Source organism: Neobacillus sp. 204 (genome assembly GCF_046562815.1).
GTDB lineage: Bacteria > Bacillota > Bacilli > Bacillales > Cytobacillaceae > Neobacillus.
The window spans coordinates 1-25,913 of the sequence record NZ_JBJORY010000013.1; the positions used below are offsets into that span (position 1 = coordinate 1).

Below are 25,913 nucleotides of genomic sequence, written 5' to 3' on the forward strand. Positions count from 1 at the left end.
CTGTTACAACCACACTCATATTCTTTGAATTTATATTCTTTGTATAGTCTAAATTCTTTAAAGTCGCTTGTATCCGATTCATAAACCTTAACCACAGGAGCAACATCCACTTTTGCTAATTCCCTTATTTGATTATCCATATCCACAGAACCGTCTATATTATATTCGTTCATATCTAAATAAAGATTATTATGTTCACAAACTTCATACGTCACTGCGATATAATATTTCTTCAAATTTCCACTCCTACAATTTTTTGTTACCCTAATGTACCCCGTTGTTCTTGAACTATCCTGCTAGCGGAACAAGAAAAAGGGTTGCCTTGCTACATATTCTTTTTTATTGGATATTTCTTCCTAAACTAAACTGTATCTTTAGTTGAACAAGAAAAGCTGCCAAAATGACAGCTTGATTTACGACTTTTGCACCTTTACTTAAGTATATATATTCAAGCTTTTAATATGGGCTTACAATTTTTTAAACTACAATGATTTGCAGGAAGGACAATGAGTGGTAGATATATTGGTTTCATTATGTATCCACTCATAATTACATGTCGAGCAGTGTAGAACTGTATGTTTTTTTTTGAATTCTATTGATTCATTTATATATTGCTCATAATCTTGAGGGTACATATCTGCTAATGTACGAAATACAAAATTACCATCACACTTGCTTCGGTTCCAATATTCTTTACCATCTTTATATTCAATCATAATTTACACTTCCTACTACTTTTTATAATTTATAAATATGTCTTGGTTTCATAATAGCATAATATTGGGAATCATTTTCCGGTCTCTTTTATCTTCTTATTGCTAAACTGCTTCGTTAGTGCTAAAAGAAAGGGATCGCAATACCGCCCCCTTGTTTAACTCTTGCACCCGGAAGTTTAACAAGAAAACGCGTCTTACTTTACTAATTTTCTTCCATACTTATTATTCAAACGCTCCTTGCATTCCTCCCATGAAGGCTTAATATCTGGTTCCCAATTGGTTAATTCAATTCGTCAGAAATATATTCTGGACACTTTCACAGCTTTTAAATGACTACCATTGTTTCTGTACTCTTTCATAGCATCTTTATTTTCCCAAAAAGTTAGTGTCCAGTAAGTATCCCATCCTTCTTTATTAAAAGAAGAATACAAAAGACCTTCCGATTTCCTAGATTGACTAACGGTTTTCAAACTTTCTCTTTCCTTTTAAACGAAGCCTCGTAACGGAGAGAATGAAAGTAAGTTTTTTGTGTTCATACTTATATTGCGACATGAGGTTTAATTTTTAGGCACAGCTTAAAAAAAATTAAAATTGCTGGGTCTACTTTAGCATTTTTAGATTTTCACTGCTTTGTACTTTCATGGTATTTCAACAAGAAAGAGCTGCCACAAATGACAGCTCTGACCTCTTCCTAAAGCACCCGTTAGTGGAAAAATACAGATCATTTTCTTTAAAATGAATTTTTATTTATTGTCTATACCTCCTTAAAAGATTACGAACATATTTATGAAAGCCCACCAAAATTAAATAAAGTATTGGATAAATTATTATTGAATACCAAAACTTCCAGCCGTTATAATAAAACGTCCCACTCCAAAGGAAAAGTAATTCATATATATACGCAAAAACTGACCATCCCAAAATATAAATAGCCTTACTTAAAAGTTGCATTTTATAAGGAAAGTAATTTAAAAATACTATATTAATTGGTGCATAAATACATATGACATATAGTAGCGATTCCCAATTAACACCTTTTGTAAAATATCCATACAAGTCATATTTTAAGTCCAAAAAAACATTCGTCATTGTCTCTAAATACAGAGAAAATAAAGTGGTAGTTAGTATTTCAATACCAGAAATGCGCTTGGGAATTAATAATGCAATTAGATTAAATACTATTACCGAAAATATAAGAAATAACACTTTTCTTGCCCCTAACTACTTGTGATTTCATTTCATTATAATCTCCCTTTTTTAGAATTATATTTATAAATCCTCCCTTGTTCATGTTCAACTAGCCCGTTACTTTAAGAAGAAAAAGGCTTTACTCCTTATTGAAGTAAAGCACCCGTTACTTTAAGTACAATTTTTCACAATCTTAATTTCGTAAGTAAAAGGAGATGTCTCAGCGCCCCAACTTTTAACACGAGGACAAGGAAGTTATAGAAGATTACTCACTACATCGTTTAGTTGAGAAACTTGCAATGACATGGAAAAAAATGTAATATCACGGCATAAGTAAAGAATACAAACCTGCAATCCCAGTGGAATTTGTTTAAAAGTAGACACTTAATTCCTCAAGAATTATGGTCTTTGTTGAATCGTTAGAGATTTTAGCATTTCAATATATTCCTTCAATTCTGAATCCGTTAAACTTGAAATACGTTCGTAAAAAATAGATTCTTTTTCTTTTAAAGATTTTATTGTTTTGTCATGACCAAGCTCGGTTAAAGATAACAAAACTCCTCGACGATCTTTAGGATGAGGATCGCTCTTTACATATCCCAGACCTTTCAATTGCCCAATAAGTCTACTGATAGAGCTACGGTCCATTGCAGTTGATTCAGCTAAAGTGGTAGCGTTAGTAGGTCCGTGTGAAAATAACCAGCGAACAATCAAAAAGGCTGCTGGCTGCAAAGTTGCATCAAATGTAGCAGCAGTTCTGACATTAAGTGCATGTGCCTCACTAATCAACGCATTGAGCTGTTCACCAAGAGCTAACTCCAGTTTTTCTCTCAAATCAGAATTATTAATATCCATAGTTCTCCCTTCTCAACGAAGCTAAATATATTTGACATATATCAAATAATTAATTATAATTGATATATGTCAAATATATTTAATTATTAAGACTGTGTCAAGATAATAGAAGGAGAGTGTATAATGTCTGAGTATCCAATAATTGTGATGACTGGTGCAACCAGTGGTATTGGTCAGATTGCTGCAATTGAAATCGCAAAATATGGTGCACATCTAGTGCTGACTGCTCGTAACAAAGAACGGGCTAAAGCAACTGAGAAATTAATTAAAGAAGCTTCACCAAATACGGAGGTCGATTTTTATTTTGGTGATTTATCGCTAATGAAGGATGTTCGCCGTATAGGAATTGAGATAAAACAAAACTATTCAAAAATTGATATACTCATCCACAATGCTGGGCTTCATGGGTTCGAGCAACGTGTTACATCTGAAGGATTTGCCGAGATGATTGCGGTAAACTATCTAACACCCTGGCTTCTGACAAATCTGTTAAAGGATTCCTTGCTAAAAGCAAAAAATGCAAAAATTATAAATGTCGCTTCTGAAGCCTCACGAAATCATGGAGAACTGAAATTACCATGTGATTTGACCGACAAATCTCCATTTACAGTAAGAGGTTCATCTAAAATTTATGGAAAAACAAAGCTTCTAAATATCATGTTTACTGGTGAGTTAGTACGTCAGTTTTCAGGTACTAATGTCACTGCCAACGCTCTGAATCCTGGCTTCAATAATACTGGGCTGGGAAGAGACCTTCGTATATCTTCTGTATTGGGAAAAGTCTTAAAAATCCTTAATATCGGAGATCCGAAAAGAGGAGCTGACATCATTGTTCGTTTAGCACTTGATTCCGAATACGAAAGGGTGACAGGAGGATACTTTAATGTTGGAACTGGAGATAAAATTGATCCGATATATCCAGGAAAAGATGTTTCTATGCAGCAACGCTTGTGGAATGATACAAAAGAATTATTGTTACTGTATATAAAATGATGTTCTAAAGATTATTAAAATGGATTGCCTAATAGGTCTGATTTTTCTTACCTATTGGACAACCCTTGTTAAACCCCAATATTTCCCCTAAATTCTACTATAATTTGGTAATTTTTATTAAAGTAACCTGCTTCGTTAGTGCAATAAACCCCAAAAGGAATATATTCCAAATAAAAAAATAATAAGACCCGATAATCGGTTAATCCATATTAAGGTTTGTTTTTTTAGAGATTCCTTGAAAAGCCCCACAACAAAACAGAGTATAAGCCACCAAATTCCTGAACCAATAAATACACCTAAAACCAAAGTGACCACTGATCCTTCATTAGCTTGAGAGAGTCCCAATCCTGAAAAAATGCCAACAAAAGATAATATCGTCATAGGGTTTGTCAAAGTAAGGAAAAAAACTGAGGCATAATCGCCAAATAAATGCTGACCTTGGACTTGTGCAGGGTTTTCTGATGCTTTAGATATTGCTATTTTTATTCCTAAATAACAGAGGAATGCTCCCCCTGCTAAATGAAACCAATACTGGTGTTCTATAAAAAATTTTGTAATAAAGGTCAAACCAAGCCCTGCAATAAGTCCATAAACGGCATCCGCACTTGCTGCCCCAACTCCCGATACAATTCCATATATTCTCCCCTGACTTAATGTTCTTTTAATAACCAGGACACCAATAGGTCCTACAGGAGCAGCAATAGAAAAACCAATAACTAAACCTTTCAAAAACATAAGAATCTCCATAGGTGGGTATCCTTCCAAATAAAATATCTATAATATAATGTAGTGTAACAATATGTTACGCTATCCTGCTTTAAAGCACAAAAAAAAGCTGCCTTTAATTGCAGCTGGATCTTTAACATAAGCACCCTTTAGTTGAAGAAGGATTCCAACAAAAACATAACTTATTTTATCAAACTGTGATGGGTGAAAAATTTTATACTTTCTTTTAAAAATAGAGGTCGGCGAGCCTCCTTATAAATTCTATCCGTGCCAAGAACCAGTTCTTTTATCTAATGTTTCAATAGGATAATTATCTTTTTCTCCGGTATAAGGTACAGAATCCGTATAAACCCATACAGTATCACCTTTATCAATTAATTTTTCTATTTCATCTTCCCTATAATTACCGTTATTCCAGTCCTCAAAAAATAGCTCTTTCCAATTATCTTTTATGGGCGCATTCCGAGAAAGGTACTGGGCTTGTTCAAAGAGAGTTCCTTCTTTACCGTTATTTTTTTTCTTAAATTTCTCTATAACATTCCAAATCTCATTAGCGGTTAAATTATCGAAAAAATTCTCAGACCAGTTAATACCTTTAGCATAAACATAATCAGGACCCTGCATATACGTATCAAATATATAGGTCCTAAGCGTCTTCTTTAAATGCTCCATCTCTTCTAGAGAAGCATTTTGGGAAACAACTTTTTCCTGTTTCTGTTGATATATAAATTCGATAATTTGTCCACTTGGAACCGTGCCATCCGCTAAATATTTTACATAATCCTCACCCTCAACAGTACTACCGTCAAAATTACTGCCATTTCTTTTCAATAAGAGAGCATGTTTTTTGCCTTCTTTATTGGTTATCGTTACAACCGTATACCCATGAGAATATTTATTTTTAGCGATTGTATAGGAAAAATGGTACACGTTATTGACTGTTAATTGCCCATTGTTAAAGTGCCAAGTGCTACTTACCCCATCCTGTTTTCCTGTTGCCAGCCAAACACCACTGATATTATCACTCGCCTGTGGTATTTCTGAAGATGTTGAACTTTTAGATGGCGATGTTTTCACTGCCGGTTTTGTGTTTTGCTTCGAACTTTGTGATGTCGTTTCTGTTATTTTTGTTTTTTGCTTCGAACTTTGCGGGGAAGTATTGGCTGATTCACCTGTCGTTTTTCCACATCCAGAAATTACTACCCCAAAAAGAACTACCCAAAAAACTATTATCTTTTTCATTTACATTAACCCCTCTTTTTTCTTTATTTTAACATTTCTAGTTCAACTAAACTGCCCCTTTGCCCAATAAGAAAATGGGATAGCCATAGCCATCCCATTCTTTAACTATCGCACCCGTTAGCTCAATATCTACCCCAACCTTTTTCTGTTTCATCCGATAAATTTCTTGTTTTTTTACCCATATATTTTTGTGCAATATTCAACACATTCCTGTCGTCACCAAGTCTTTCTAGAATAGTTACGCACAATATATTCTCAACGTCTTCATTTCCTTCAGTTGCCATTATCTCAAATACGCTGAAGAGCCTTTGTAACACTCGTGGGTTATCCTCATTTATATAATTAATAAAAAAATCATTGCACTCGCCAAAGTACACGTGCGGTAATAGCTCTTCATTAAATTCAAGATGTTCTTGTAATACAGGCTCTAAATCTTTAAATTCATCAATAAGTATATTTATTGTATCCATCACGTCCATACCTTTTCACCTCTTTAAACAATAGTTCTCCTTACAAATGAACAAACCCTTCTTCGACTAACCTGCTTCGTTAGTGGAACAAGAAAAAGAGCTGCATCGATAGCAGCTGGTCCTTCACTATAAGTACCCTATGTTAAAATATCCATCTAATAATAGTGATAATCCCAATTAATGTAAAGCAAAAAGTTAATACTAAAATAGAGATACATCCAATGGTCACTAACTTATCACCTAATGTTTCAGTAGGTTCTTCCACTAATTTTTCTTTAACTTTATCCTGAATAGGAGAGTACCCCTGAACTAATTGCAATTTTTGTATTTTTTCAGGACTACCTTTAAATTTTAAAGCTCTTGATATTCTAAATGGATCATTCCCCTCAGATTGTTCGAACGCAGCACACGCTTTTATCATTTCAGGGGTTTTATTCTCTTCAAGATACCAATATCGACCAGCCATTGAAGGATATTTTAATGAAAAATAAATATCACCCAATTTTCTACGCAGCTCTAATTCATCAGGGTAAGTGGAAATTAACCCGTGTAGTCTATCCCTTGCTTTCCCTAAATCATTATTTTTAATGTCATCTTCTATTTTTTTTAATGTTTTAACAGGTACTTTTTCTATAAAAAACACCTCATTTAACTCTATTCTTCTACATCATTATTTCTCGGTAGTTCATATAAATTCCTTCTTTAACTAAACTGACCGTTAGTGGAACAACAGAAAAAAAGGCTCTACTCCTTATTGAAGTAAAGCACCCGTTAGTTGAACAAAAAGTTAATTTTAGTTTGTATAAGTTAAGTTACTTAAAAGGTGTGAAAAGTACCCAGATGTTATTGATATATTATTTAGTCCAGAAATTGACGAAATTAGATGTCCATATTTTGACGAGTTCTGTGTCCAATTGAAATTTTTAAAAAAGGGAGAATCACGAAAATTCTCCCTCAATCACCCGTTTAACCATGTGGTCATCTACAATTCTAAATCCATTCTTAGATCCATAAATTAAACAATGAGTGCATAACTTATTTATGAGCCTTGCGGCTCCTCCAGAAAAGCGATGGATTTCATCCAAAGCAGCGTCAGAAAAGAAATGTTGGTCCACTCCTGCATATTTTAAATGCTTTTCTACATACTCACCAACCTGAGCACGATCGTAATGCCCCAATTTGAACTGAATATCAATTCTTTGTCGTATTGCTGAGAATGATTGAAGACGAAGTCGATCCCATAATTCACTTTGCCCAACGAGAATTAGTGCCATTGGACTTTGTGCATCCATTTTGAAGTTAAGCAGGAACCTCACCTCCTCCAGCATCTCACGATCTAAGAGGTGAGCTTCATCTACTACAACCACTGGCTGGATACCGCGAATTCCTCTCATCAACTCTATCTCTCGATGGAGTTGCCGTTTTGCATCACCTCTATAAAACTTTGCTTCAGAGCCTAATTGTTCAAGTAATCCCTTATAAAAATGTCGTGGAGTTAATTTTGAATCGGACAAATAGAGTACTTGAAATTTACCCTTATCTAATCGATCTACAAATTTTCGGATAGTGGTCGTCTTACCGGTACCACAATCACCTGTTAAAACTGCAAAAAGTTGTCTTTCTGCCGAGTACTTAAGCCTGCCAAGAATTTCTTGCATCATAAGAGAATCATATAGTTTATCGGTGGGTACATCCCTGGAAAAAGGGGTATTTTCCATCCCATAAGCCTCTTCAAACATTTTCTTCTTCCTCCTTCCAAATTGCACGGAAGGTAACAGCTGGATTCATACCCTTTTGCCGCTCTTGGTGTTTCTGTTCCGCTGCTTTTAATAATCTAGATGAATCTGCTTCTTGTGGTTGAAGATGCGAAGGTAATGCTGGTCGTTTTCCTGCTTTTTCACCAATGACTAGCTTCCTCGCTCTCCAAGGGGAGTGCCCCTCATACTCAATAGTTAATTCCTCCAGGTCCGAAGGATCGTACACAACGTCAACTTGACGTCCCATAAAAGTAAGGCCAACTTCATACTTTTGATCCATAAAACTTATACAGCCAGATTTGTCTACCTTCCGTGACTCACAATGCAGAAAGGCATTAGCCAATTTATCAGGGTCAATAAATCGAATTGCTTTCCGATCGCTACGGAATGCCGACTGAGGACTAATTTTCTCCCCAAGTGCTGAATGAGGTTTTTCTTGGTAACACTCGGTAAGCCAAGATTGAAACAGTTCGTTTAACCGGTCCAATGTTTTTGGCTTTTCAAGTGCAATCTCACCAAGAAAAGAATCAATAACTCTATTAAAACGCTCAATTTTACCTTTTGATTCAGGCGCATAGGGTTTTGCAAAAATAAGGCGTGTACCGATTTTAGAACATGTTCGCGACATCCACTTAGTCCGATATTGCTTTCCATTATCAAAATAAACAGATTCCGGTACTCCATATTTTTGTACAGCTTGTCGAAAAGCATCTTCTACAATTCTGGAATCAAGGGTCGGATAAAAAGCACCATGTAAAACAAAACGGGTTGCGTCATCTATAATAGCTACAAGAAATACCTGCTTTTTAGTTCCATTCGGACCAATGGGCAAATACGGACCATATTTGATATCAGATTGCCACAACTGATTACGATGCCGTTTTTGAAAACGTCTCGCAGCTACTCCTGATTGAGAATAAAGCCTCATTTGACGAGAACTATATCCTTTTTCCGTTAATTTCTCTTGAAGAGTAGAACGTTTAAGTTGACCAGGTTCTGCCAAGCCCTCCCACTCAAGTATCTGAATAATTTGTGCAACGCTACGACTAGGAGCTTCCTTTCTAAGGAGAATAGCCTGTTCCAATAAATGTAGAGGAATAGCCTCTGGTTTGGTTTGTGCAGTTTTCCCATTAGGTTTTAATCCTCCAAAACCTTCGGTACGATATTGTGAAAGGTAACGTCTTATTGTCCTTTCAGAAAGACCACTGGTCTTACAAATCTGATCCTTCAGTTGCTTGGCTTTTCCAGCGTCAAGACCTTCTGCTAATAGGGGTGCAATAAGCTGGAATCTCTGTACTGCAATTTCTTCTGCTTTTTTCTGATCTCTCATGGTAACACTCCTCTCAATGTGTCTACCATGAGTGTAAATCAACCCCCTCAGGACAAAAATGCAGAACGGGTATGTACCCAAAAATTAATATTTACAATGGGTCGGACAATTCGCGCTAGCCATCTAGGCGCATCCCCAACCAGCTGTCCTAATCTATGAAGTGCGGTCTCTGAAGTTGCGGACATCAAATTCAAAGGGATATTTTCCTGATTAGTTTGAAGCATGATGGAAACAAGGCAACCCACCCAATAATCTACAAAACTTTTAAACCATTCAAACCAACGAAACAGGGTTGATTCATCTGCAGGTATATCGTGATTAGTGGGGTTCGAGAGAACCATTTCTATGCAATTTGATTCGTACCTCTTATAAGGAACCAAGAAATCTGGTAATTCATGATGAATACTACCGCAATTATCACATCTTAATCTGCGAATATTATAAACTCTCGTTTCCCCAGATCTTTCTTTTGATTTTCTATCTCTAGTCCCAATTACACTCATGCTTATACCACAACAAGGAGAGGGAATCCTCCCCGCACCCCTAACTAAAAACTCCTGTGTTGTTCTTTTCAATAAGTTTGTAATCTGATACAATGACCATAGTTGTTTTTTGTGGGACGTCTCCCGTATAACTGTTGGCGCAGTTGTACATCATGGGAGGCGTCTTTTCCTTTCTCCGGAATTATACGTGGACATTATACTCGTCCACTTCCGGACAGGCAATACCGTCAACTATGGGTAAATTATGGGTGTCAAAAACACCCAGAATAAAACTGTTAAGCCTACCAAAAATACTCCAAATAAAAAGGAGATAATTTTAAAAATAACTATATGGTATCTTTTCGGAAAAATTTTTTCCGAAATTAATAATAGTACACCTAAAAAAAATTCAATAAAAGATAATGTATTCCATCCTCCAGAAAAATCGTCATCATCTTCATATTTCTTAAAAGTGACATAAAAGGCATTTCCAGCAAACAATAATAAAACCAATGAAATTATTAATAGCAGATATATATTCATATTAAAAATGTCACTCCTAATGTAATCCTAATACAACTATTTTGTCATTTACTTCAACAAGAAAAGCATTACTTCCTGCTTATTGAGGTAATGCTACCCGTTAGCTTAATAAGGAAGTGTTATTTAATCATCCATATTAAGAGTTATCATATATAGATTTGGGATATAAATTTCACAATCATCCATAGTTTTGGAAGCTAAATATTCATCGGGAAGTTCCAACCAGTTAGATGCAATATTACTCAACAGTGTTTTCATATTACATTCGGATGATTTATTGACTCCAAGTAATGCCTTATACATATCTTCAATCTTCCAATATTCTTCTACTTTTGACACAGACACACTAACATCATAATTTGCAGTAAACCTCTTAAAGTTATCTAAAGCTTGCTTCGTTTCTTCTAAGGTACTTGCTTCGAGAAATAATGTAAATTGCATATCATTCTCCTATGTTTTTCTAACTTAAAATAAGTTAGAAATTAATCGTTTATGCTTTTATTATAAATGATTTTCTTGTTCAACTATACTGACCCGTTAGCACAATAAGAAAAGATGCCAAAATGACAGCACCGATACAGCACCGATATTTAACTCAAGCTTCCTTTTAGTTGAAAAAGAACAGGCTTAATTTTAATTAAAATAAAAACCAATTGGTAATTCCACGTTGTTTTTGTTAGCTATTTATTCTTGAATGTTAAATTAGCGACCAAAACAGTTAAGCCTACAACAAACGCCATAATAATCGTTTTAAAATTTGATTCTGGAATAAGGATTCCAATAATAAATACCACTATTCCCGCAAATAGTCCCCCATATATTCGCTTCAAAAAAAAGCCCCCCCAATGTTCTTTTTAATTCTAATAATTCCCCCATTGTTTACATTTTCCTTCTTCAAGTAACCTGCCAGTTAGTTCAATAAAAAAGAAGGATCGCCGTAGCAATCCCCGTTCTTTAACTCTTGCCCCCGTTAGTTCAACAAGAACATATTAATGATTCATATTACCACTTAATATCCATAAAAATTTCTGAAAGAAGTCTTCCTTCAATTGTTCCATTTTTAAAAAGAGCCTCAGATGTTTCAAACTCTTGAGTATAGGAACCTCTGACTCGCGTAAGATAATATGCACCTGGATTTTGGCTTATCCAATATTCTTCATTTTGATATGTAAATGAGTATTCTTCCCCGATTGCTATACCTTCTTGGAACTCAAAAAACTCTTTTAAAGTCATCTTCTCACCACCTGTGAGCTTTTATTAAATTATACCTCTTATGCAACTAACCTGCCTCTTTAGTTGAAGAAACATTTCAAAAAATCAAAACTCCTAAAATCACAAAAGCGATACCAACAATAATGACAAATCCTTTTACAATCCACCAAGGAAAGTAAGTCACCAAACTAAATAGAACTTCAAATATTGAAGACTCCACAGAACCGTCCCCAGCACCTAAAAAATGAAACTTTTCTTTTTAATTTGAAAATGGAGTTAAATATAACGATAATTCCCCAAAGAACACATAAAACAGAAAAGAATAAATTCATATCCCTTCACTCCATTTATTTAATAAGCATTTCATTAATATTCTGGGGAAGATAGTAGTATTCCTTCTTCCACTAACCTGCTTCGTTAGTTGCATAAGAAAATCAACATCAATATTTAACAGAGCAATTTTCATAAAAAAAGAGCTGATCCAATAAGGATAACCCCATTCATTTATTCTTGCATTTTATAGTTATATTTCTTATTTACTTCACTGGCAATAGTCTCTAAAAAAACATCGACTGTGATCTTCTCAATATGTCGAGTATACCAGGCAAGTTTTGCACCTTTACTTATTCCGTTGCATTGAACTTTTAAAGGCATATACCCGCCCATTTCTAAAGAATGATCAAATTCTATAGATAATTGATCACCGTTTGGGCATTCAAGTAAGACGGTATATTTTGGATTCTTATTTTCCGTTTTCAATTTACCTATTTTTATTTTCGCTAACATCTTTATTTCCTCCCTAGGATAATTATTTGTATCACTAACTTCATTCCTTTCATTTAAATATATCTAATACATATTAATTCAACTATAAAAGAGAAAATTCCTTTTAGACCATTAATTACCTAACATTTTATAATGTACCTTCTCGAGCTAACCTGCTTCGTTAGAATTCCTGTAGAGAGCTATTTTTCACGTTTGAAAAAAATAGAGCTCCTCAGTAAGATGATTATACACACACAACACAAAATCATCTCTTAGGAGGAAGCTCTACTATGAAGTTTAAAATGCAAGACAAACAAAATCAACTAATTGAAAGAATTTCGATCAGACATCTTATTGTGGGAATTGATATAGCTCAACAGTTTCACGTTGCTCGTGCTGTTAACTTCCGTGGAATTGTTATTGGTGACCCTCTAACTTTCGAAAATAATGAAGATGGATTTGCTAGATTGATACAATGGATTAACCGTTTAAAAGCCTTAAAGGGCTTAGATACAACGATCGTTGGAATGGAACCCACCGGACATTACTGGGTAAACCTTTCTAAATGGCTCTATGAAAGAAATATTGAAGTCGTAACAGTAAACCCCCACCTAGTAAAAAGAAATAAGGAAAATCGAGATAACACTCAATCGAAAAGCGATAAAAAAGATGCTTTAGTTATTGCTGATATGGTGAAGAATGGTTACTATTCGTTTATTCGCCCTTCCTCAGAAACCTTTGAAAAACTGCGAGTCTTAATGTCTAATCGTGACATGACCGTGAAAAGATTGGTAAGTGCTGTAAATCAGATAAATCGTTGGGTAGATATTGTTTTTCCAGAACTTCGGCAAGTGTTCAAAGATGTTAAAGGTAAAGGGGCAATCGCTACACTTCGCTTATTCCCTACCCCACATGAAATTAGTTCAATGAAACCACAGGAAATCGTTAATGGCTGGAAAACCTTAATGAAACGACAAGCTGGATTAAGAAAAGCACAACTACTTATAGAATTAGCTGCTCATTCTGTTGGTACACCACAAGCACTGGACGCTTATAAATTACATCTGGAACAATTACTTGAAGAATTTGATTTGGCTACAGCCCAGCTAGAAAGAGTTGAAAAGGAAGTCACTGAAGTTCTTAAACAAATACCTTTCTCTAGAAAATTGCTTGCCATTAAAGGTATTAGCGAAATTGCACTTGCCGGGATTTTAGGAGAAGCAGGAGACCTCAGTAGCTTCGCTCATGGTAATTCTTTATTACGTCATGCTGGTTTACACTTAGCAGAGGCTAGTTCAGGTAAATGGAAAGGACAAATTGTCCTCTCAAAACGAGGAAGGTCCCGTTTGAGACGATTTTTGTACCTAGCCACAATGAGCCTTGTCATGAACAACAAAGATTTTAAAGAACTCCATTCTAACAATGTTAAGGTAAAAAAAATGAAGAAAATGAAGTCTATCATGAAACTAATTAATAAATTCGCAAGAATTCTAGTAGGAATGGCAAGAAAGAATGAATCTTATAGTTCCGAAAAAGTACAACCTTTTATTTCAATGGCTGCTTAATATAATTTTTCAACAGATCTTCAATTACAGGAAAATTAACTAAGCCAATACATTAATACATTTCGAATATTGGCTTATTCGTAGGATTTCAAAGAAAGTACGAAGGACCGGATTTATTGTGCATAAGGGCTCTGACCCGTTCCGTTAGAAAGACCGGCATCTACCACTTGGATAGGTATGACGAAGGAATGAAAGGGCATTTGACCCGTTGAGACATGGGAGCGAAAACCTCCAAGGGTGGCGTGGAGAAACGTACAGTATAATGGAAATTAATGGAGATATTACTACCTCCTTTATTTAAGTACGCCTTCATGTAGCCTAAATGCTAACAACGCATTTCTTCAGTCCCCTAAAATTATTACAAGTGATTTGAAATCCTGCGAATAAGTGAGTATTCGAGAGATAATCGTATCTAACTGAGGGAGCACAATAAGCAAAAAAGACCGCCGCAGCGATCCATCTTGAACTCTTGCACCCGTTAGTTAAAGGAGAAAAAAAAGAATTTATTAATTTTCAACTTCTCCATATGAAATAAAATGGACTTCAAATCTAATATTTAAGTTAGCTAATTCCTGTAGAGTCTTGGGGGGTAACTCAAAGCCTAATTGTCCTAGATTTGATCTTAAGCCGAAAAATATATAAGCATCATAAACTTCAGAGATATCACTGACAAAAGCCTTATAAGGCAATAGAGTGCTTAAAAATTTCTCTAAAACTTGATTTAATTGATCGCAACCGTTAAATTTCACTTGATAACTCCAATAAGAATCCATCATTTTTGTGTTTTTGGTGATTAATTCATCTTTTCTTCTTACTTTGGTAGGTTTAAGTTTTATATTTTTCGTTATTTCATCAGGATCTAGGTCCACCCCACGAATATTGAAATTAAAAGATCCTGCAACAAAACTTTCTTCCAATGCTATACACATCCCCCAAAAATCATATTTATGTAATCTTCTCCTAACGAATACCAAATTCCTTCTTCAACTTTTCCTGCCCATTATAACAAGAAAAGAGAACGCCGCAGCTATCCCCGTCTTGAACTCTTGCACCCGTTAGTTCAACAAGCACATAAAATCAATGTTCCATCTGGATTAACTGCAACCAATGGATATTCAGGTGAGTTTTCTCCAGTAAGAATACTTTCTTTATCAAGAATCTTTGATAGATTTTTCATAAATTCAAAAACAGCATTTGCCTCAGATTTATTTTTAACTTCTTTTGGGTCAATATCGAATTCTATCTTGTCTTCTGAAAAGAAATTGCAATTAATCAAAACACCATTGGTGTTAATAGACATTAAAATACGGTGGTTCTCCTTTTCCTCAAAAAAATGGGTAACATCTGTTTCTTCATACACTGTTATGTGCCCATCCTTGTAAAAAACAATGTCCCAAGTAGAAGTGTGAATCCAATCAAAAAATTTTTTGCCAATCGGTTAAATTAACGTCAACAATAAAAATATCCCTTAGACTTCCATCATTGAAAAATACTTTATCCAAAACCTTATATGTTATTTCCATTTAATCAATCCCAATATACAGATTATTTTATTTGTATTTTACCACTTCTTATTGAACTAAACTGCCCCGGTAGTGCAATAAGAAAAATGGGATCGCCGCAGCCATCCCAATCTTTAACTCTTGCACCCTTTAGTTTAAGTGTATTACTTCACAATATGACTGATTTCATAAATAAGGCTGTTTTCGCATACATTGTTGATGACTTTGTGATATTGACTAGTTCTCCACCTTTGACTGTGCGAGTCAATCAAAAAGGAGTGTTTTAATGTCTAATTCATCTCAAATTAACAACTTGAATTTGTTTAAAGAAAATACTGTTAGTTCTCATGACGGGACAACGATAGGTTACAGAAGTGTGGGAACGGGACCTGGAATTCTCATTATACATGGAGCTCTTAGTGATTCAGAAGATTATACCCAGTTGGCGAATAATCTTGCCCAATACTTTTCGGTGCATATCATGGATCGGAGGGGACGGGGAATGAGTGGAGCACAAGGAAAGAATTACGGGATAAACAAAGAACTTGAAGATGTTCAGGCAGTTCGTAATGAAACAAATGCGAATTTTATCGTTGGACATAGCTACGGAGGATTGGTCGCGCTCGAAGTTGCACGCCAAGAACGTACAGTTGAGAAATTAGCTCTCTATGAACCCGGTGTATTTATTTACCATCAGCAATGGCAATGGTTGTCCGATTATGAAGTTGCCATAAAACGTAAAGATTATAGAGAGGCTTTCGCACATTTTGTCAGAGGTATCGGTCACACACCGCAACTAACAAAGTTGCCAAAATGGTATGTGAAATTTATATTAAAAATAATGATACGCGGACAAAGTTGGGATAAAAAAGTATCCATGCTTCCAGAAAATTTAAATGAACATCGAGAAGTGCAACGACTTTCGGGGACATATGGTAATTACCGGAGCTTAGAAGTTGATACACTTTTGATGGTGGGTGGCAAAAGTTCTCCCTTCATAAAACAAATGATTCAAGAATTGGGAAGAACCATTTCAGAATGTCGAACTTTGACAATTCCTAATACAGATCACTTCGGATTAGATAACGATCATTGTCCTAAAGATGTAGCAAGTCATCTTCGTTCATTTTTTGCATATGAATAAGGAGGATTAAACTTTTATAACGATGAAAGTAGACGGCAGTAAATCTATTGGGCAAAATTATGAAAGGGTTAAAAATAATTCACACTATTTTAATAAATATCATATCTTATATCTCCACCATGAAAGTAAAAAAAGTATTAATGGAAGAGGCGAAATAAACTTTTCCTTTTTCAATTATTTCGTAGTATGGGTCAAAAGCGGTATTAAAAAGACAGGGATTTTCATTCCGCTTCTTACATTAACCTGCCCAGTTAGCACAATAAATTGAACAAATATTGAAGCCACTTATGTTTTGGTTCGTGCAATTCTATCGCATATCGAAGCCATTGTTTCTTCTCAATATCGAGATAGTCCTTTATTGTCATAAAGTCTTGATGGTCTTTTTCTCTAGTATTTTTCACCTTATATAAAAGAACAATTTCTGGATTTAGATAAGGAATACCTGTTTCAGAATAACTCCAAACTGAAGTGAGTGGGTAGGAAATCCTTAAATCTCTTCTAAATTTCCAATCATTATCTTTTGTTTCATTGAGAAGAATTTCAATTTTAGCTCCATTTAATTTATTCGAAGCGTGTATTTCGTGAACTGGTAACTCTAAAAACTCATTTTCCCAGCTATGAAATTCACCTTTAATGACCTTTTTAAACTCCCATTCTTTAAGATAATCTTTTAGATATAGTTGATTTTTTCGGAATACAGCAATTTCTATATCTTTGTGTTCCCTGGTTTCTTTACCAATAAAATGGTCAATTGCCCATCCACCAGCAATGCCCCACGTTTTATTAAATCCTGCCATTAAAGAGGTAATACTTTGACATTGTTCAAATGACATAAAAATCCTCCAAATTGTAAAAATTTATCTCTTATCTATTCTTTTTTGCTATAAGAATTACCTGTTGCTTCTTCAACTAAACTGCCACGTTACTTCAATAATAAAAAGGACCGCAGCCGGTACGATCCTTCTTAAACTCTTGCACCCTTTAGTTGAAGAGACTTATTCTTTTCTTTTACAAACAATTTGTATTGGGTTTCCATCTGGGTCTTGTACCCAACCCGACCTTAAATTATTTAAAAAATTATGAGGATGGGATAACATTGTAGCACCGTTTTCAATTAGGTGCTGAATGGCTGAATCTGTATCTTCTGTCCATACAACAATTTTGCAACCCATGTTTTTACCAGGTTTTAACCCGTGAATTTCTTTTGTAGATTCTTTAGTGGCTATCCCTAACTTAAAACAGTCCAATATTAGTTCATAAAATGTACTGGTTTATCATCAATTTCTGCTACTAAGGTTTGTGTAAAACCCAGTTTCTGATAAAATCCTTTTGATTAGCTCATTCATTTCGTTAGGACCAATCAACGCCACGCCAAGAGGATTGCAACTTTCGCAACAGAACAATTTGGCCGAGATGATACGTATCGTGCATCATGATATTGCTGAGTAAACGGTCAGTAGAGTAACTATTAGCTGCATACGGAGCTGTTAACTTTTCATCGTCAAGGTCCGCAATAACCGTTTTTAATTTATTCATGACTTCATAAAGGCGCTGCACTGTCTGGGCCCACCCAATTTCGTCTTCTGGATCCCCCGGATTTCCAAAGGTTTCATCATTGCCTTCTGCTTTATGCGGATTCTCTGTGCCCTTAATTCGATGGATCACGTCTTCATTCCAAAATATCAAGTGGTTGACAATCTGCCAAATCGAATTGCTGATTCCCGAACTTGTCCATGCTGCCTCAGCTGCGATGACTCCATGAAGCGCCTGATCCATGGATGCAAACCACTCATTCTTATAGCAATGCATGTCGAGTTGTTCTAAAAACATTTTAGCTACAACTTGCATAAATCCAATCTCCTCACTGTTTAGTGTAATCTTTCAAAGTTAAAAGACATGAAAAAATCTGAGTATAGTATAAATTAGTCGTTCCTAAAAAGGTATAAACCAAAACCAAGTGTGTCCCTTCCATTTTGGAGATACATTTCTCTCCAGCTTCTAATACTCTCCAACATGGCAGGGTAATCCGAATCTTCCGGGTGAGGATAACAATAATTCTCAATCGATTTCGAAAATAGCCATTCATACGTATCAAAATCATCTTCATTTGCTACTATCGACCATATAACGAAAAAATGTTCTCAATGAAATCCTCCAATCATTTATTTTGAGAATACAACAAAACCAAGTTCACTATAACTTATTCGAATCATCTAGTTTAAATTCCTTCTTCATGTACATGACTACAATTGCTCTTATTTCAAACAACTCTTATTTTTTAAAAATAAGGAAAAAATTAATTTGTTCACTTATAAATTACCACTTTTTTTGGGAATAGCCTTGAAAGACGGTCTTATATACCATAGGTAAAAGAAAACTTAAACTATGGACAAACCAATATGTAATTATTATTTTATTGTCTTTAGTATTGTTCTCTTCTTTTTATACGATTACAGCAGGTTTCCCCATTTTCGCCGTATCAACCATAAGTGATAATCCTGCGATTGCAAAAGATATTGTTTATCACCCTTATCAACAGTTAATTTGTATTTCATGGTCAGTCATTATAAGGGAAAAATTACAAAGGATAGGTGAGCAGTAGAAAATACTCTTAATCTATCCTTTTTTGTGCTACAAATGACCTCAATTATCACAACATTTTGTGGTATGATTTCTTCAACTAAAGCACCAGTAAGTTTAAGTACAAAGTTTCACAAACTTATAAGTCAAGACTTTTTAAAGTTCTTTTTAGAACTTCAAATGGAAGCCCTGGTTTAAGAAATCTATCAGTATAATTTCTTTTGTTCTTTTGTTAGGGTAATAACATTATCAGGTCTATTCACATTTGGCAAAAGAAGCTTATCCATAAAGTTATCTTTGAATGGTAAATGATTCCACGGCTTTATCGCAAAAAATGCCTCAATAAAACTGCTAAGGATATATTCTTGATAAATCTTCAAACCGACTCCAGCAGTGCCACTGTGTTCCAAAGGTACATTTGATTTTTCTTTCACCAATGAATCATTACCTAATACTTTCCATTTGCCACTGTTTAAATCATATAAATTTTTTACAGTTAAAACTGATATAACGTCTGATTGAACTATTTCCCCTTTTGGTTTAATTTCATTACTGCGACAATCAAATATTGCACAGGTAACAGACGATTTTTTATTTTGATGCCATAATACTTGCCCATATCCAAATGACCTGTCCGATAATGGAATGGCAAATATATCACCTTCTTGCCATTTTTGAGGTTTTGGGCGTTTCCAGGTTGTCAGGACTTTTCTTGCGTCTTCAATATGTTCAGAGATTAGGTCTTGACGAAATGGTTGTATCGCTAATTCATTAATTATAATTGCCACTTCAAGAATACTATTACCTTGTTTTGAATTTACATTTATAAAAACACAGCCGGATTCAGCGTCGATTTTAATTTTTTTATAAATGTCACTATCCTTGCTTTCCAAAGTATTGCGTAATTTTTCTTCAGCTTCATAATTGGTTTTTAAACCAAATTCCTCACCCAGACTTTGTGCAATCATAAAACTGGGATTAATTGCATCAGGAAGATGAATTTTAACTATTCCAATATCTAAAGTCAAATTTTCATTATCAACCATATTAGACCTCCCGACACACATATTATATTTGATTCTATAACAAAAATAAGAACTTAAACAACGGGGTACGATTATTCAAGTATCCTGCCACGTTACTTGAATAAGGAAAAAGCGATCCTTCATTATTGAAGCATCGCACCCGTTACTTTAAGTACATTTCTTCACAATCTAATTTGTATTCTACTAGAGTATATAGGGTAAATATAAAAAGCAGTGTTCATTCGGCTTCGAATTACACTGCTTTTGTGCTTTTAAATAGGTGTTTGACCTAGGTATTCTTCAAGTGTTAAGTTTCGACTTGCTATTTGTTTGGCAACATCTTTTCCTATATAACGAATATGCCATGGCTCATATTGATATCCTGTGATACTTTCTTTTCCTTTTGGATATCGTATTATAAACCCGAATTCAGGTGCGTTTTCAGCTAACCACTTACCTTCTTTCGTATCCCCGAAAGATTGGGTAAGAGCATTTCCGACAGATGGACTAGAAACATCTATTGCTAAACCTGTTTGATGTTCGCTTTCGCCAGGGCGAGCGCTGAATTGATTGGCGTTTGGATTCGCTTTTATATTTCTAGAGAAAAGCTGGTTTTGATAGTCATAAGAACGATAACCGGAAACGCCAGTTAAATCGATATTGTCCTGTTTTGCTTTATCAAATAGAGCATCAACGGCTTTAGCTGCTTCGGGTTGCATCAGTTTTTGTGGTCGGAACTCCGTAAAGTAAAATGGAATATCTGTTACAGTTAAATTTTTAGGGACATAGGAAGGGAGAAGCGCATTAAATTTATTGACTAACACCATTCTATTGTCGGGATTTTGTACAACTTTATAGTTAGATGATAAAAGTTTTTGTAAAATTTCTTTTGTCTTGGGTCCATATACGCCATCAGCCACTAAAGCTTCAGGGTATTTTTTTTGTAAATCTAAGATAACGTTTGAAGTTTTTGGACCATAAACACCATCCGGTTCGATATCAAAGCCCATAGATGCCAATGCTTGTTGTATTTTTAATACGTTGGGACCGTGGCTTCCAATCCCAAATACACCGTCTGGAAGTGTTATTACTGAAGGGACAGGTATTATTAGCGATTGTCCGGTATAAATTAAATCTTTAGTTAAATTGTTTGCAATCTTAATATTTTGCACGGTAGTATTGAATTTCTTAGCAATAGTATATAGATAATCTCCTGGTTGTACGACATACGTCGTAGCGCCTGGAATAGTTAACGATTGTCCGGGATATAGGGCATCGCTTAGTAAATGATTTGCATTCTTTATATTTGGGATGGTTGTATTAAATTTTTTAGCGATCGTATACAGTGTATCTCCCGGTTTTACAACGTAATTTATTGTTCTATAGTCTCCATTCCAAGTATTATATGGAAACACATACCTCACTCCTTACATCATTGATACATAATAAGGTATGTTTTATCGATACAGGAGTGTCAGAAATTAAAAAGAACTGGAACATTCCAGTTCTCTAAATATTTGTTTTGAATGTTATTTCTTCTCTTTCTATCCAACCGAATTCTTCGCCTGTTCCATCCGATTAATACATATTATTCTATCCCTATATTCGTAAATCCTTCTTCAACTAAACTGCTTCGTTACTTCAATAAGGAATTATGGTTTTTGCTTTGTTTTTCTAAATAATAAATAGGTAAATAATGGAATTATAATAACCATTACTTCATCATTTTTCACAAACAATCGATACAATCCATATCCCCAAAGTAAGACAAGAAAGATAATATCATATATAATAACGGATTTTTTAGATTTCATTTGGATTTCTTTTCCCTTCCTGAACACGATACCGAACCGTCTATTAATTTAACATATCCTCCTTGTTTACTGTTTTTCCTTCTTTAATTAACCTGCTCCGTTACAATAAGAAAGCAAGGCTGTTTCGGCAGCCTTGCTTTCTTGAACATAAGCACCCATTAGTTAAACAACAGAAGGTTTCTTAGTCAAGAACCCCTCCAATCGTATAACGTTTATTACATATCATAAGGTTCAAGCCTCAAAATAAATTCTTCAACATCCTTGCCTCTTGCGTTAGAAAAACCCTTATCTTCAGAGATGATTTTAAACCCGCATTTTTCCAATACCCTGATGGAGGCTAGGTTATCTTTAGCGGCACGAGCATAGAGCGGACGTACCTTAATATACTCCAGAAATTCTGACAACGCTTTAGTTGCAATACCTTGACCCCAATATTCCTTCCCGATCCAGTAGCTTACTTCGGGTTCGCCGAACTGTTCAAAGGTCGAGACGTGTCCAGTGACAATGCCATTGAATAATATAGTCTTAATTGTGATGGTCTCGTCAGCAATAATTTTTGTCCAATGGTCAAAAAATGCGTCCTTATCAGTGGGGTCTTTAGTTGTAAAGGCAGCCATATAGTTCGCCGTTGAATCTAGTTGTTGTTCGAAAAAGATAGGAAGATCTTCCTCTGTGATATCTCGTAGCTTTACTTCGCTTTTACTAATGGATTCCATATTATTCACAAGCTCCTTAACATTTCTTTGAATATAAATTCTTCCAAGATTAGAGAAATTCCTTCTTCAACTATCCTGCTTACGTTAGTACAACAACACATTTCCACCATACTCTACTTCTTAATCAAAACGTTCTGTATTAAATCCATCCAAAATATCCTCTAATTCTGTAAGAAAATTTAGTTGTACAGGAGCAGGGATTTGCTCCATCCACTTTTTTATTTCAGGTAGTTCCTCAGCCTCATCAATATTTGTTGGCTTTGGATGAAGAGTTGCCCACCATTTCTTCAATTCATCGATAAATTCATAAAAGTAGCGTTCAAATCTTTCAGCCCATTCTGCCCCTTCATCATCAGAAGTCTTTTGCATCATACTCCAGGCTTCCATTGCTGTTTCGAAGTACTCATCTATCATCTTCATTTGGAACTCCTTTCTACATACTGTTAAATTCTTTCATTCTCTCATTGTAACAGTAGATAGCTATGGTTCGGTACTGATGACTTACCTATGCCTCGTAATTTATAAGGAATATCTACATACACCTTCATTTGGACCTCATTTTCATTTACATCATTAATTTAGCTCGTTGTATACGCAAGCCCCTAATTTGCTAGAGATTATAGAATAAAGAAAAAGCCATACTTCCTATTTAAAGTAAGGCTTAAATATGTATTCGGCAGAAGGAAAATACCTTCTTCTTATCAAACTAAACTGTAACGTTAGTGGAATAAGAAAAAACCAGCTAGTTTATCAGCTGGATCTTTAACTCTTGCACCCGTTAGCACAACAAGAAAAATGGTTATTCTAAATACTCACTGGATAGATTAGGGTTTAAGTACCTAGCCATTCCTGTTTTAATTCTCTTTAATCCAAGTTTCTTATAAAAATCCTCATTTCCAGAGGTAGAAATTAAATGAACGCACGATATATTACTTAGTTTATCAAGTAAATACTCCATAATTTGTCTCGCTATCCCTTGTTTCTGAAATTCTGGATGTACTATAACGTCATAAATTGCAGCATTAAAAACACCATCTGATCGCCCTACCAAGTCCAATAATCCGACCATTTACTGTAACCAATGCTATAACATTACTTGCTTCGAAAACTTGCTTGATAATCTCTTTTGTATGCTTTGTCCAACCGACAGAAGAATAAATTTCCTTCATTTCATCAAGATTTACTTTAGAAAAATCACTATGTATTCTTAAATCCATAAAACCCCTCCCTATAATACTATGAGTATTTCTTCATTATTGTTGATTGCACCTTCTTTAAATATCCTGCCAGTTAGTGCAATAAAAAAAATGGGATCGCCGCAGCCATCCCAATCTTTAGCTCTTGCACCCTTTAGTTGAATAAAAAGTTATAAATAGATTATTTAGGCTTCACTAATGTATGGTTCTGTAAATCATAGATTTTTAATGATTTTCCTATATCTGAATTACGATAATATTCCACTTCACAGTAATAAGTTCCATCCTGGTCTTCACTATATCCTTGACGAGAAAAACCAATAATCTTTTTCTTAAACTCAACCTGCAAACCACCTCCACTTTTTACCCCTTCGAAAATAAACACATCACATTTTCCTTTAAATTCCTCAGTTTGATTAAGTATTACAGTTGGTAAAAATCGTATGGAGTATATAAAACAAATGACTGAAAACAGCGTAAAAGTAATGATAATAAATCTTTCTTTCATTGGCATTTTATAAGAACTACCTTGTTTCTTTTGCTTTTTATAATAATACATAATGATAGCGACGGAACCAATTATCATTACAAGTGACAAAAATAACATATAGTAATAATCAGACACTTCTTCAACATCCTCCATTTTGATGTTTTTTCAAAAATTTTTTTAATTAACTTTATCCTTTTTCTTTCTTCAACTATCCGTTAGTCGAATAAGAAATGGCTGCCATAATGACAGCCCTGATCTTCAACTCTGGCACCCTTTAGTGCAAGAACACTAACTTAGATACTCTTTTAAATTACCTTTATCCCACTCAATTATTTACATTTCAACTGAGTAGCCAAAAAGTTGAGGTTATCCTGCTACGTTAGTTGAAGATGCACGTTATGTTCTACTCAAACAAGTGATCAATTCTTTTGCGATCATAATCTAAAATCCAATCGTTAAATTCCTCATAAAGATAACGAATATCCTCTTTATCTGCTGCTAAAATATCGCATCCACGATCATCATATAAGTGGAAAATTATTTTTTTATTTAGATTAACAAAATAAATTTCATATCCACTTTCTTGATTACTTTTTAAAATAGTAGATGAATGAGCATAGTCCTCATAACAAATTGCTTTTAATAGTGGGACATACCTAATAGTGTTCTTTTTGCACTGAAGGAGAAATCGATGAATAACCATCTCATCCGCTTCATCTTCGAAGAATCTACCTAAAAGTTGATGGTGTAATTTGTATAATAGATTTTTATCTTTTAAATACTTCTTATAAACATTTAAAGGTTTCCTCTGGAGAAAGTGATTGTTTCTTGTAGTAAGCACATCGGTAACCAGCAGAATTTCATCCCTCTCATTAAACACCTTTTTAAACAAAGTAATGGACCGTTGAAAGGTTTGTTGCAAATTTTCTTTTGAGTAGTGTGGTTTTATAGGATTTGAAATTTCGAACCTAATGCTATTATTCCAAGAATAAAATAGAGGAGGGGTTAAAATTAGCCCCTCAAAATTCTGATTTAAAAATGAATATAGATTTCTAATCATTTTTCCTCCAACCGATTTATTAACAAAAGTAGTATATAAAATTTTTTAGAAACGCACCCGTTAGTTGATCAAGCACCTTCTATTTTATTGCACATATTTCTCGTAGGTCGTACTACTTAAATAGTTCTTTTATGTTCAACTGAATAATAAAACCTATATTTAAGAAAGACAAAATCCTACTTTTTATTTATTGAATAAGATATGTTAAGGACGGTGTTGATTTAATGCAGACAATCATAACTGGAACTGATGGTGTTATTTATCATGGATATGGAAGACCGTTTTTCGGACCTTGGGGTCAGATTATAAAAGGTAACGACCCTTTTTATATTTCTTTTGGTGGTTTGTATCATCCAGTTTTTGCCCATCCATACGGTACAAAGTACGTGTACACAGGACAGGGAATGGCAGCCCCTTATTTTTATGGTCCCTTCCAATAGAGACCGTCCTTTTATTATTTTTACTGCACAATTTTGAGCAATGCGACATTGAAGAGTCAAATAACTTCTTCAACTAAACTGCCCGTTAGTGAAAGAACGACT

General features: G+C 34.7%; 31 protein-coding genes and 1 pseudogene. 4 read left to right on the forward strand and 28 right to left on the reverse strand.

All coding sequences use genetic code 11. The annotated features are described in order from the left end of the window. From ACJ004_RS22900 to ACJ004_RS22915, 4 genes are all read right to left on the reverse strand, one after another. Positions 1–236, reverse strand: a 236-nt coding sequence (locus ACJ004_RS22900) for a hypothetical protein (RefSeq protein WP_410895452.1), incomplete at its 3' end; no start/stop codon positions are given. A 773-nt stretch (positions 237–1,009) separates the two neighbouring features. Next, the gene (locus ACJ004_RS22905; RefSeq protein WP_410895453.1) at positions 1,010–1,186 is read right to left on the reverse strand and encodes an antibiotic biosynthesis monooxygenase; all 177 of its coding nucleotides are present in this window, start codon (positions 1,184–1,186) and stop codon (positions 1,010–1,012) included. 277 nt (positions 1,187–1,463) lie between these two features. Beyond that, positions 1,464–1,922: a CBO0543 family protein gene (locus ACJ004_RS22910; RefSeq protein ID WP_410895454.1), complete on the reverse strand. Its 459-nt coding sequence runs from the start codon at positions 1,920–1,922 to the stop codon at positions 1,464–1,466. A 381-nt stretch (positions 1,923–2,303) separates the two neighbouring features. Further along, positions 2,304–2,759, reverse strand: coding sequence for a MarR family winged helix-turn-helix transcriptional regulator (locus tag ACJ004_RS22915; protein WP_410895455.1), 456 nt, complete (start codon positions 2,757–2,759; stop codon positions 2,304–2,306). A 123-nt stretch (positions 2,760–2,882) separates the two neighbouring features. Between ACJ004_RS22915 and ACJ004_RS22920 the strand changes: the two genes are divergently transcribed. Further along, positions 2,883–3,752, forward strand: coding sequence for an SDR family NAD(P)-dependent oxidoreductase (locus tag ACJ004_RS22920; RefSeq protein WP_410895456.1), 870 nt, complete (start codon positions 2,883–2,885; stop codon positions 3,750–3,752). A gap of 135 nt (positions 3,753–3,887) precedes the next feature. Here the strand turns inward: ACJ004_RS22920 and ACJ004_RS22925 are convergent, their stop codons facing one another. The 12 genes from ACJ004_RS22925 to ACJ004_RS22980 form a co-directional block, all read right to left on the reverse strand. Then, positions 3,888–4,499 carry a LysE family translocator gene (locus tag ACJ004_RS22925; RefSeq protein ID WP_410895457.1) on the reverse strand — a complete coding sequence of 204 codons (612 nt, stop codon included), beginning with the start codon at positions 4,497–4,499 and terminating at the stop codon, positions 3,888–3,890. A gap of 240 nt (positions 4,500–4,739) precedes the next feature. Next, a complete protein-coding gene (locus ACJ004_RS22930) occupies positions 4,740–5,720 on the reverse strand; it encodes a hypothetical protein (RefSeq protein WP_410895458.1) in 981 nt (326 codons plus the stop codon). A gap of 122 nt (positions 5,721–5,842) precedes the next feature. Then, a complete protein-coding gene (locus ACJ004_RS22935; protein ID WP_410895459.1) occupies positions 5,843–6,199 on the reverse strand; it encodes a DUF7674 family protein in 357 nt (118 codons plus the stop codon). Positions 6,200–6,332: 133 nt separating this feature from the next. Next, entirely contained in the window at positions 6,333–6,824 is a 492-nt protein-coding gene (locus ACJ004_RS22940; RefSeq protein ID WP_410895626.1) for a DUF6584 family protein, read from the reverse strand. A gap of 304 nt (positions 6,825–7,128) precedes the next feature. After that, a complete protein-coding gene (locus ACJ004_RS22945) occupies positions 7,129–7,929 on the reverse strand; it encodes an ExeA family protein (RefSeq protein ID WP_410895460.1) in 801 nt (266 codons plus the stop codon). Next, entirely contained in the window at positions 7,922–9,277 is a 1,356-nt protein-coding gene (locus ACJ004_RS22950) for a DDE-type integrase/transposase/recombinase (protein ID WP_410895461.1), read from the reverse strand. The genes ACJ004_RS22945 and ACJ004_RS22950 overlap by 8 nt, the downstream gene beginning before the upstream one ends. Positions 9,278–9,324: 47 nt before the next feature. Further along, positions 9,325–9,873, reverse strand: coding sequence for a DUF6431 domain-containing protein (locus tag ACJ004_RS22955; protein WP_410895462.1), 549 nt, complete (start codon positions 9,871–9,873; stop codon positions 9,325–9,327). A 138-nt stretch (positions 9,874–10,011) separates the two neighbouring features. After that, entirely contained in the window at positions 10,012–10,302 is a 291-nt protein-coding gene (locus ACJ004_RS22960; protein ID WP_410895463.1) for a hypothetical protein, read from the reverse strand. Between the two features lie 123 nt (positions 10,303–10,425). Next, on the reverse strand, positions 10,426–10,743 hold the full coding sequence (locus ACJ004_RS22965; RefSeq protein ID WP_410895464.1) for a hypothetical protein: 318 nt from the start codon (positions 10,741–10,743) through the stop codon (positions 10,426–10,428). 239 nt (positions 10,744–10,982) lie between these two features. Then, positions 10,983–11,132, reverse strand: coding sequence for a hypothetical protein (locus ACJ004_RS22970; RefSeq protein ID WP_410895465.1), 150 nt, complete (start codon positions 11,130–11,132; stop codon positions 10,983–10,985). Positions 11,133–11,304: 172 nt separating this feature from the next. Next, positions 11,305–11,535, reverse strand: coding sequence for a hypothetical protein (locus ACJ004_RS22975; RefSeq protein WP_410895466.1), 231 nt, complete (start codon positions 11,533–11,535; stop codon positions 11,305–11,307). Positions 11,536–12,018: 483 nt separating this feature from the next. Further along, complete coding sequence (locus ACJ004_RS22980; protein ID WP_066253999.1) at positions 12,019–12,300, reverse strand: hypothetical protein; 282 nt, start codon at positions 12,298–12,300, stop codon at positions 12,019–12,021. Between the two features lie 269 nt (positions 12,301–12,569). On the opposite strand from ACJ004_RS22980, the gene ACJ004_RS22985 reads away from it, so the two are divergent. Then, a complete protein-coding gene (locus tag ACJ004_RS22985) occupies positions 12,570–13,844 on the forward strand; it encodes an IS110 family RNA-guided transposase (RefSeq protein ID WP_410895467.1) in 1,275 nt (424 codons plus the stop codon). 506 nt (positions 13,845–14,350) lie between these two features. Here the strand turns inward: ACJ004_RS22985 and ACJ004_RS22990 are convergent. Continuing rightward, entirely contained in the window at positions 14,351–14,761 is a 411-nt protein-coding gene (locus ACJ004_RS22990) for a DUF4279 domain-containing protein (protein WP_410895468.1), read from the reverse strand. A gap of 143 nt (positions 14,762–14,904) precedes the next feature. Then, positions 14,905–15,204, reverse strand: coding sequence for a hypothetical protein (locus tag ACJ004_RS22995; protein WP_410895469.1), 300 nt, complete (start codon positions 15,202–15,204; stop codon positions 14,905–14,907). A gap of 428 nt (positions 15,205–15,632) precedes the next feature. On the opposite strand from ACJ004_RS22995, the gene ACJ004_RS23000 reads away from it, so the two are divergent. Next, positions 15,633–16,490: an alpha/beta fold hydrolase gene (locus tag ACJ004_RS23000; RefSeq protein ID WP_410895470.1), complete on the forward strand. Its 858-nt coding sequence runs from the start codon at positions 15,633–15,635 to the stop codon at positions 16,488–16,490. Positions 16,491–16,741: 251 nt separating this feature from the next. Here the strand turns inward: ACJ004_RS23000 and ACJ004_RS23005 are convergent, their stop codons facing one another. The 10 genes and pseudogenes from ACJ004_RS23005 to ACJ004_RS23050 form a co-directional block, all read right to left on the reverse strand. Continuing rightward, positions 16,742–17,323, reverse strand: a complete 582-nt coding sequence (locus tag ACJ004_RS23005) for a nucleotidyltransferase domain-containing protein (RefSeq protein ID WP_410895471.1) — start codon at positions 17,321–17,323, stop codon at positions 16,742–16,744. A 162-nt stretch (positions 17,324–17,485) separates the two neighbouring features. Beyond that, entirely contained in the window at positions 17,486–17,737 is a 252-nt protein-coding gene (locus ACJ004_RS23010) for a VOC family protein (RefSeq protein WP_410895472.1), read from the reverse strand. Between the two features lie 103 nt (positions 17,738–17,840). Next, positions 17,841–18,338 (reverse strand): DinB family protein, encoded by a 498-nt coding sequence (locus tag ACJ004_RS23015; protein WP_410895473.1) that lies wholly within the window; start codon positions 18,336–18,338, stop codon positions 17,841–17,843. A gap of 938 nt (positions 18,339–19,276) precedes the next feature. Beyond that, positions 19,277–20,116, reverse strand: a complete 840-nt coding sequence (locus ACJ004_RS23020) for an Imm26 family immunity protein (protein WP_410895474.1) — start codon at positions 20,114–20,116, stop codon at positions 19,277–19,279. A gap of 251 nt (positions 20,117–20,367) precedes the next feature. After that, a complete protein-coding gene (locus tag ACJ004_RS23025) occupies positions 20,368–21,510 on the reverse strand; it encodes a D-alanyl-D-alanine carboxypeptidase family protein (protein ID WP_410895475.1) in 1,143 nt (380 codons plus the stop codon). A 614-nt stretch (positions 21,511–22,124) separates the two neighbouring features. Beyond that, positions 22,125–22,625: a GNAT family N-acetyltransferase gene (locus ACJ004_RS23030; protein WP_410895476.1), complete on the reverse strand. Its 501-nt coding sequence runs from the start codon at positions 22,623–22,625 to the stop codon at positions 22,125–22,127. A 120-nt stretch (positions 22,626–22,745) separates the two neighbouring features. Then, positions 22,746–23,045, reverse strand: coding sequence for a hypothetical protein (locus ACJ004_RS23035; RefSeq protein WP_410895477.1), 300 nt, complete (start codon positions 23,043–23,045; stop codon positions 22,746–22,748). Positions 23,046–23,424: 379 nt separating this feature from the next. Continuing rightward, a pseudogene (locus ACJ004_RS23040) lies at positions 23,425–23,842 on the reverse strand (GNAT family N-acetyltransferase). Between the two features lie 160 nt (positions 23,843–24,002). Continuing rightward, complete coding sequence (locus tag ACJ004_RS23045) at positions 24,003–24,464, reverse strand: hypothetical protein (protein WP_410895478.1); 462 nt, start codon at positions 24,462–24,464, stop codon at positions 24,003–24,005. Between the two features lie 250 nt (positions 24,465–24,714). Continuing rightward, positions 24,715–25,371, reverse strand: a complete 657-nt coding sequence (locus tag ACJ004_RS23050; protein WP_410895479.1) for a DUF3885 domain-containing protein — start codon at positions 25,369–25,371, stop codon at positions 24,715–24,717. Positions 25,372–25,595: 224 nt separating this feature from the next. Between ACJ004_RS23050 and ACJ004_RS23055 the strand changes: the two genes are divergently transcribed. Then, entirely contained in the window at positions 25,596–25,811 is a 216-nt protein-coding gene (locus ACJ004_RS23055) for a hypothetical protein (protein WP_410895480.1), read from the forward strand. Positions 25,812–25,913: the final 102 nt, after the last annotated feature.

Coding starts and splice junctions, on each gene's coding strand:
- ACJ004_RS22915 (WP_410895455.1), bottom strand. CDS start 2,759: ATGGATATTAATAATTCTGATTTGAGAGAAAAACTGGAGTTAGCTCTT.
- ACJ004_RS22920 (WP_410895456.1), top strand. CDS start 2,883: ATGTCTGAGTATCCAATAATTGTGATGACTGGTGCAACCAGTGGTATT.
- ACJ004_RS22925 (WP_410895457.1), bottom strand. CDS start 4,499: ATGGAGATTCTTATGTTTTTGAAAGGTTTAGTTATTGGTTTTTCTATT.
- ACJ004_RS22930 (WP_410895458.1), bottom strand. CDS start 5,720: ATGAAAAAGATAATAGTTTTTTGGGTAGTTCTTTTTGGGGTAGTAATT.
- ACJ004_RS22935 (WP_410895459.1), bottom strand. CDS start 6,199: ATGGACGTGATGGATACAATAAATATACTTATTGATGAATTTAAAGAT.
- ACJ004_RS22945 (WP_410895460.1), bottom strand. CDS start 7,929: ATGTTTGAAGAGGCTTATGGGATGGAAAATACCCCTTTTTCCAGGGAT.
- ACJ004_RS22950 (WP_410895461.1), bottom strand. CDS start 9,277: ATGAGAGATCAGAAAAAAGCAGAAGAAATTGCAGTACAGAGATTCCAG.
- ACJ004_RS22960 (WP_410895463.1), bottom strand. CDS start 10,302: ATGAATATATATCTGCTATTAATAATTTCATTGGTTTTATTATTGTTT.
- ACJ004_RS22965 (WP_410895464.1), bottom strand. CDS start 10,743: ATGCAATTTACATTATTTCTCGAAGCAAGTACCTTAGAAGAAACGAAG.
- ACJ004_RS22975 (WP_410895466.1), bottom strand. CDS start 11,535: ATGACTTTAAAAGAGTTTTTTGAGTTCCAAGAAGGTATAGCAATCGGG.
- ACJ004_RS22980 (WP_066253999.1), bottom strand. CDS start 12,300: ATGTTAGCGAAAATAAAAATAGGTAAATTGAAAACGGAAAATAAGAAT.
- ACJ004_RS22985 (WP_410895467.1), top strand. CDS start 12,570: ATGAAGTTTAAAATGCAAGACAAACAAAATCAACTAATTGAAAGAATT.
- ACJ004_RS23000 (WP_410895470.1), top strand. CDS start 15,633: ATGTCTAATTCATCTCAAATTAACAACTTGAATTTGTTTAAAGAAAAT.
- ACJ004_RS23005 (WP_410895471.1), bottom strand. CDS start 17,323: ATGTCATTTGAACAATGTCAAAGTATTACCTCTTTAATGGCAGGATTT.
- ACJ004_RS23015 (WP_410895473.1), bottom strand. CDS start 18,338: ATGCAAGTTGTAGCTAAAATGTTTTTAGAACAACTCGACATGCATTGC.
- ACJ004_RS23020 (WP_410895474.1), bottom strand. CDS start 20,116: ATGGTTGATAATGAAAATTTGACTTTAGATATTGGAATAGTTAAAATT.
- ACJ004_RS23030 (WP_410895476.1), bottom strand. CDS start 22,625: ATGGAATCCATTAGTAAAAGCGAAGTAAAGCTACGAGATATCACAGAG.
- ACJ004_RS23035 (WP_410895477.1), bottom strand. CDS start 23,045: ATGAAGATGATAGATGAGTACTTCGAAACAGCAATGGAAGCCTGGAGT.
- ACJ004_RS23045 (WP_410895478.1), bottom strand. CDS start 24,464: ATGGAGGATGTTGAAGAAGTGTCTGATTATTACTATATGTTATTTTTG.
- ACJ004_RS23050 (WP_410895479.1), bottom strand. CDS start 25,371: ATGATTAGAAATCTATATTCATTTTTAAATCAGAATTTTGAGGGGCTA.
- ACJ004_RS23055 (WP_410895480.1), top strand. CDS start 25,596: ATGCAGACAATCATAACTGGAACTGATGGTGTTATTTATCATGGATAT.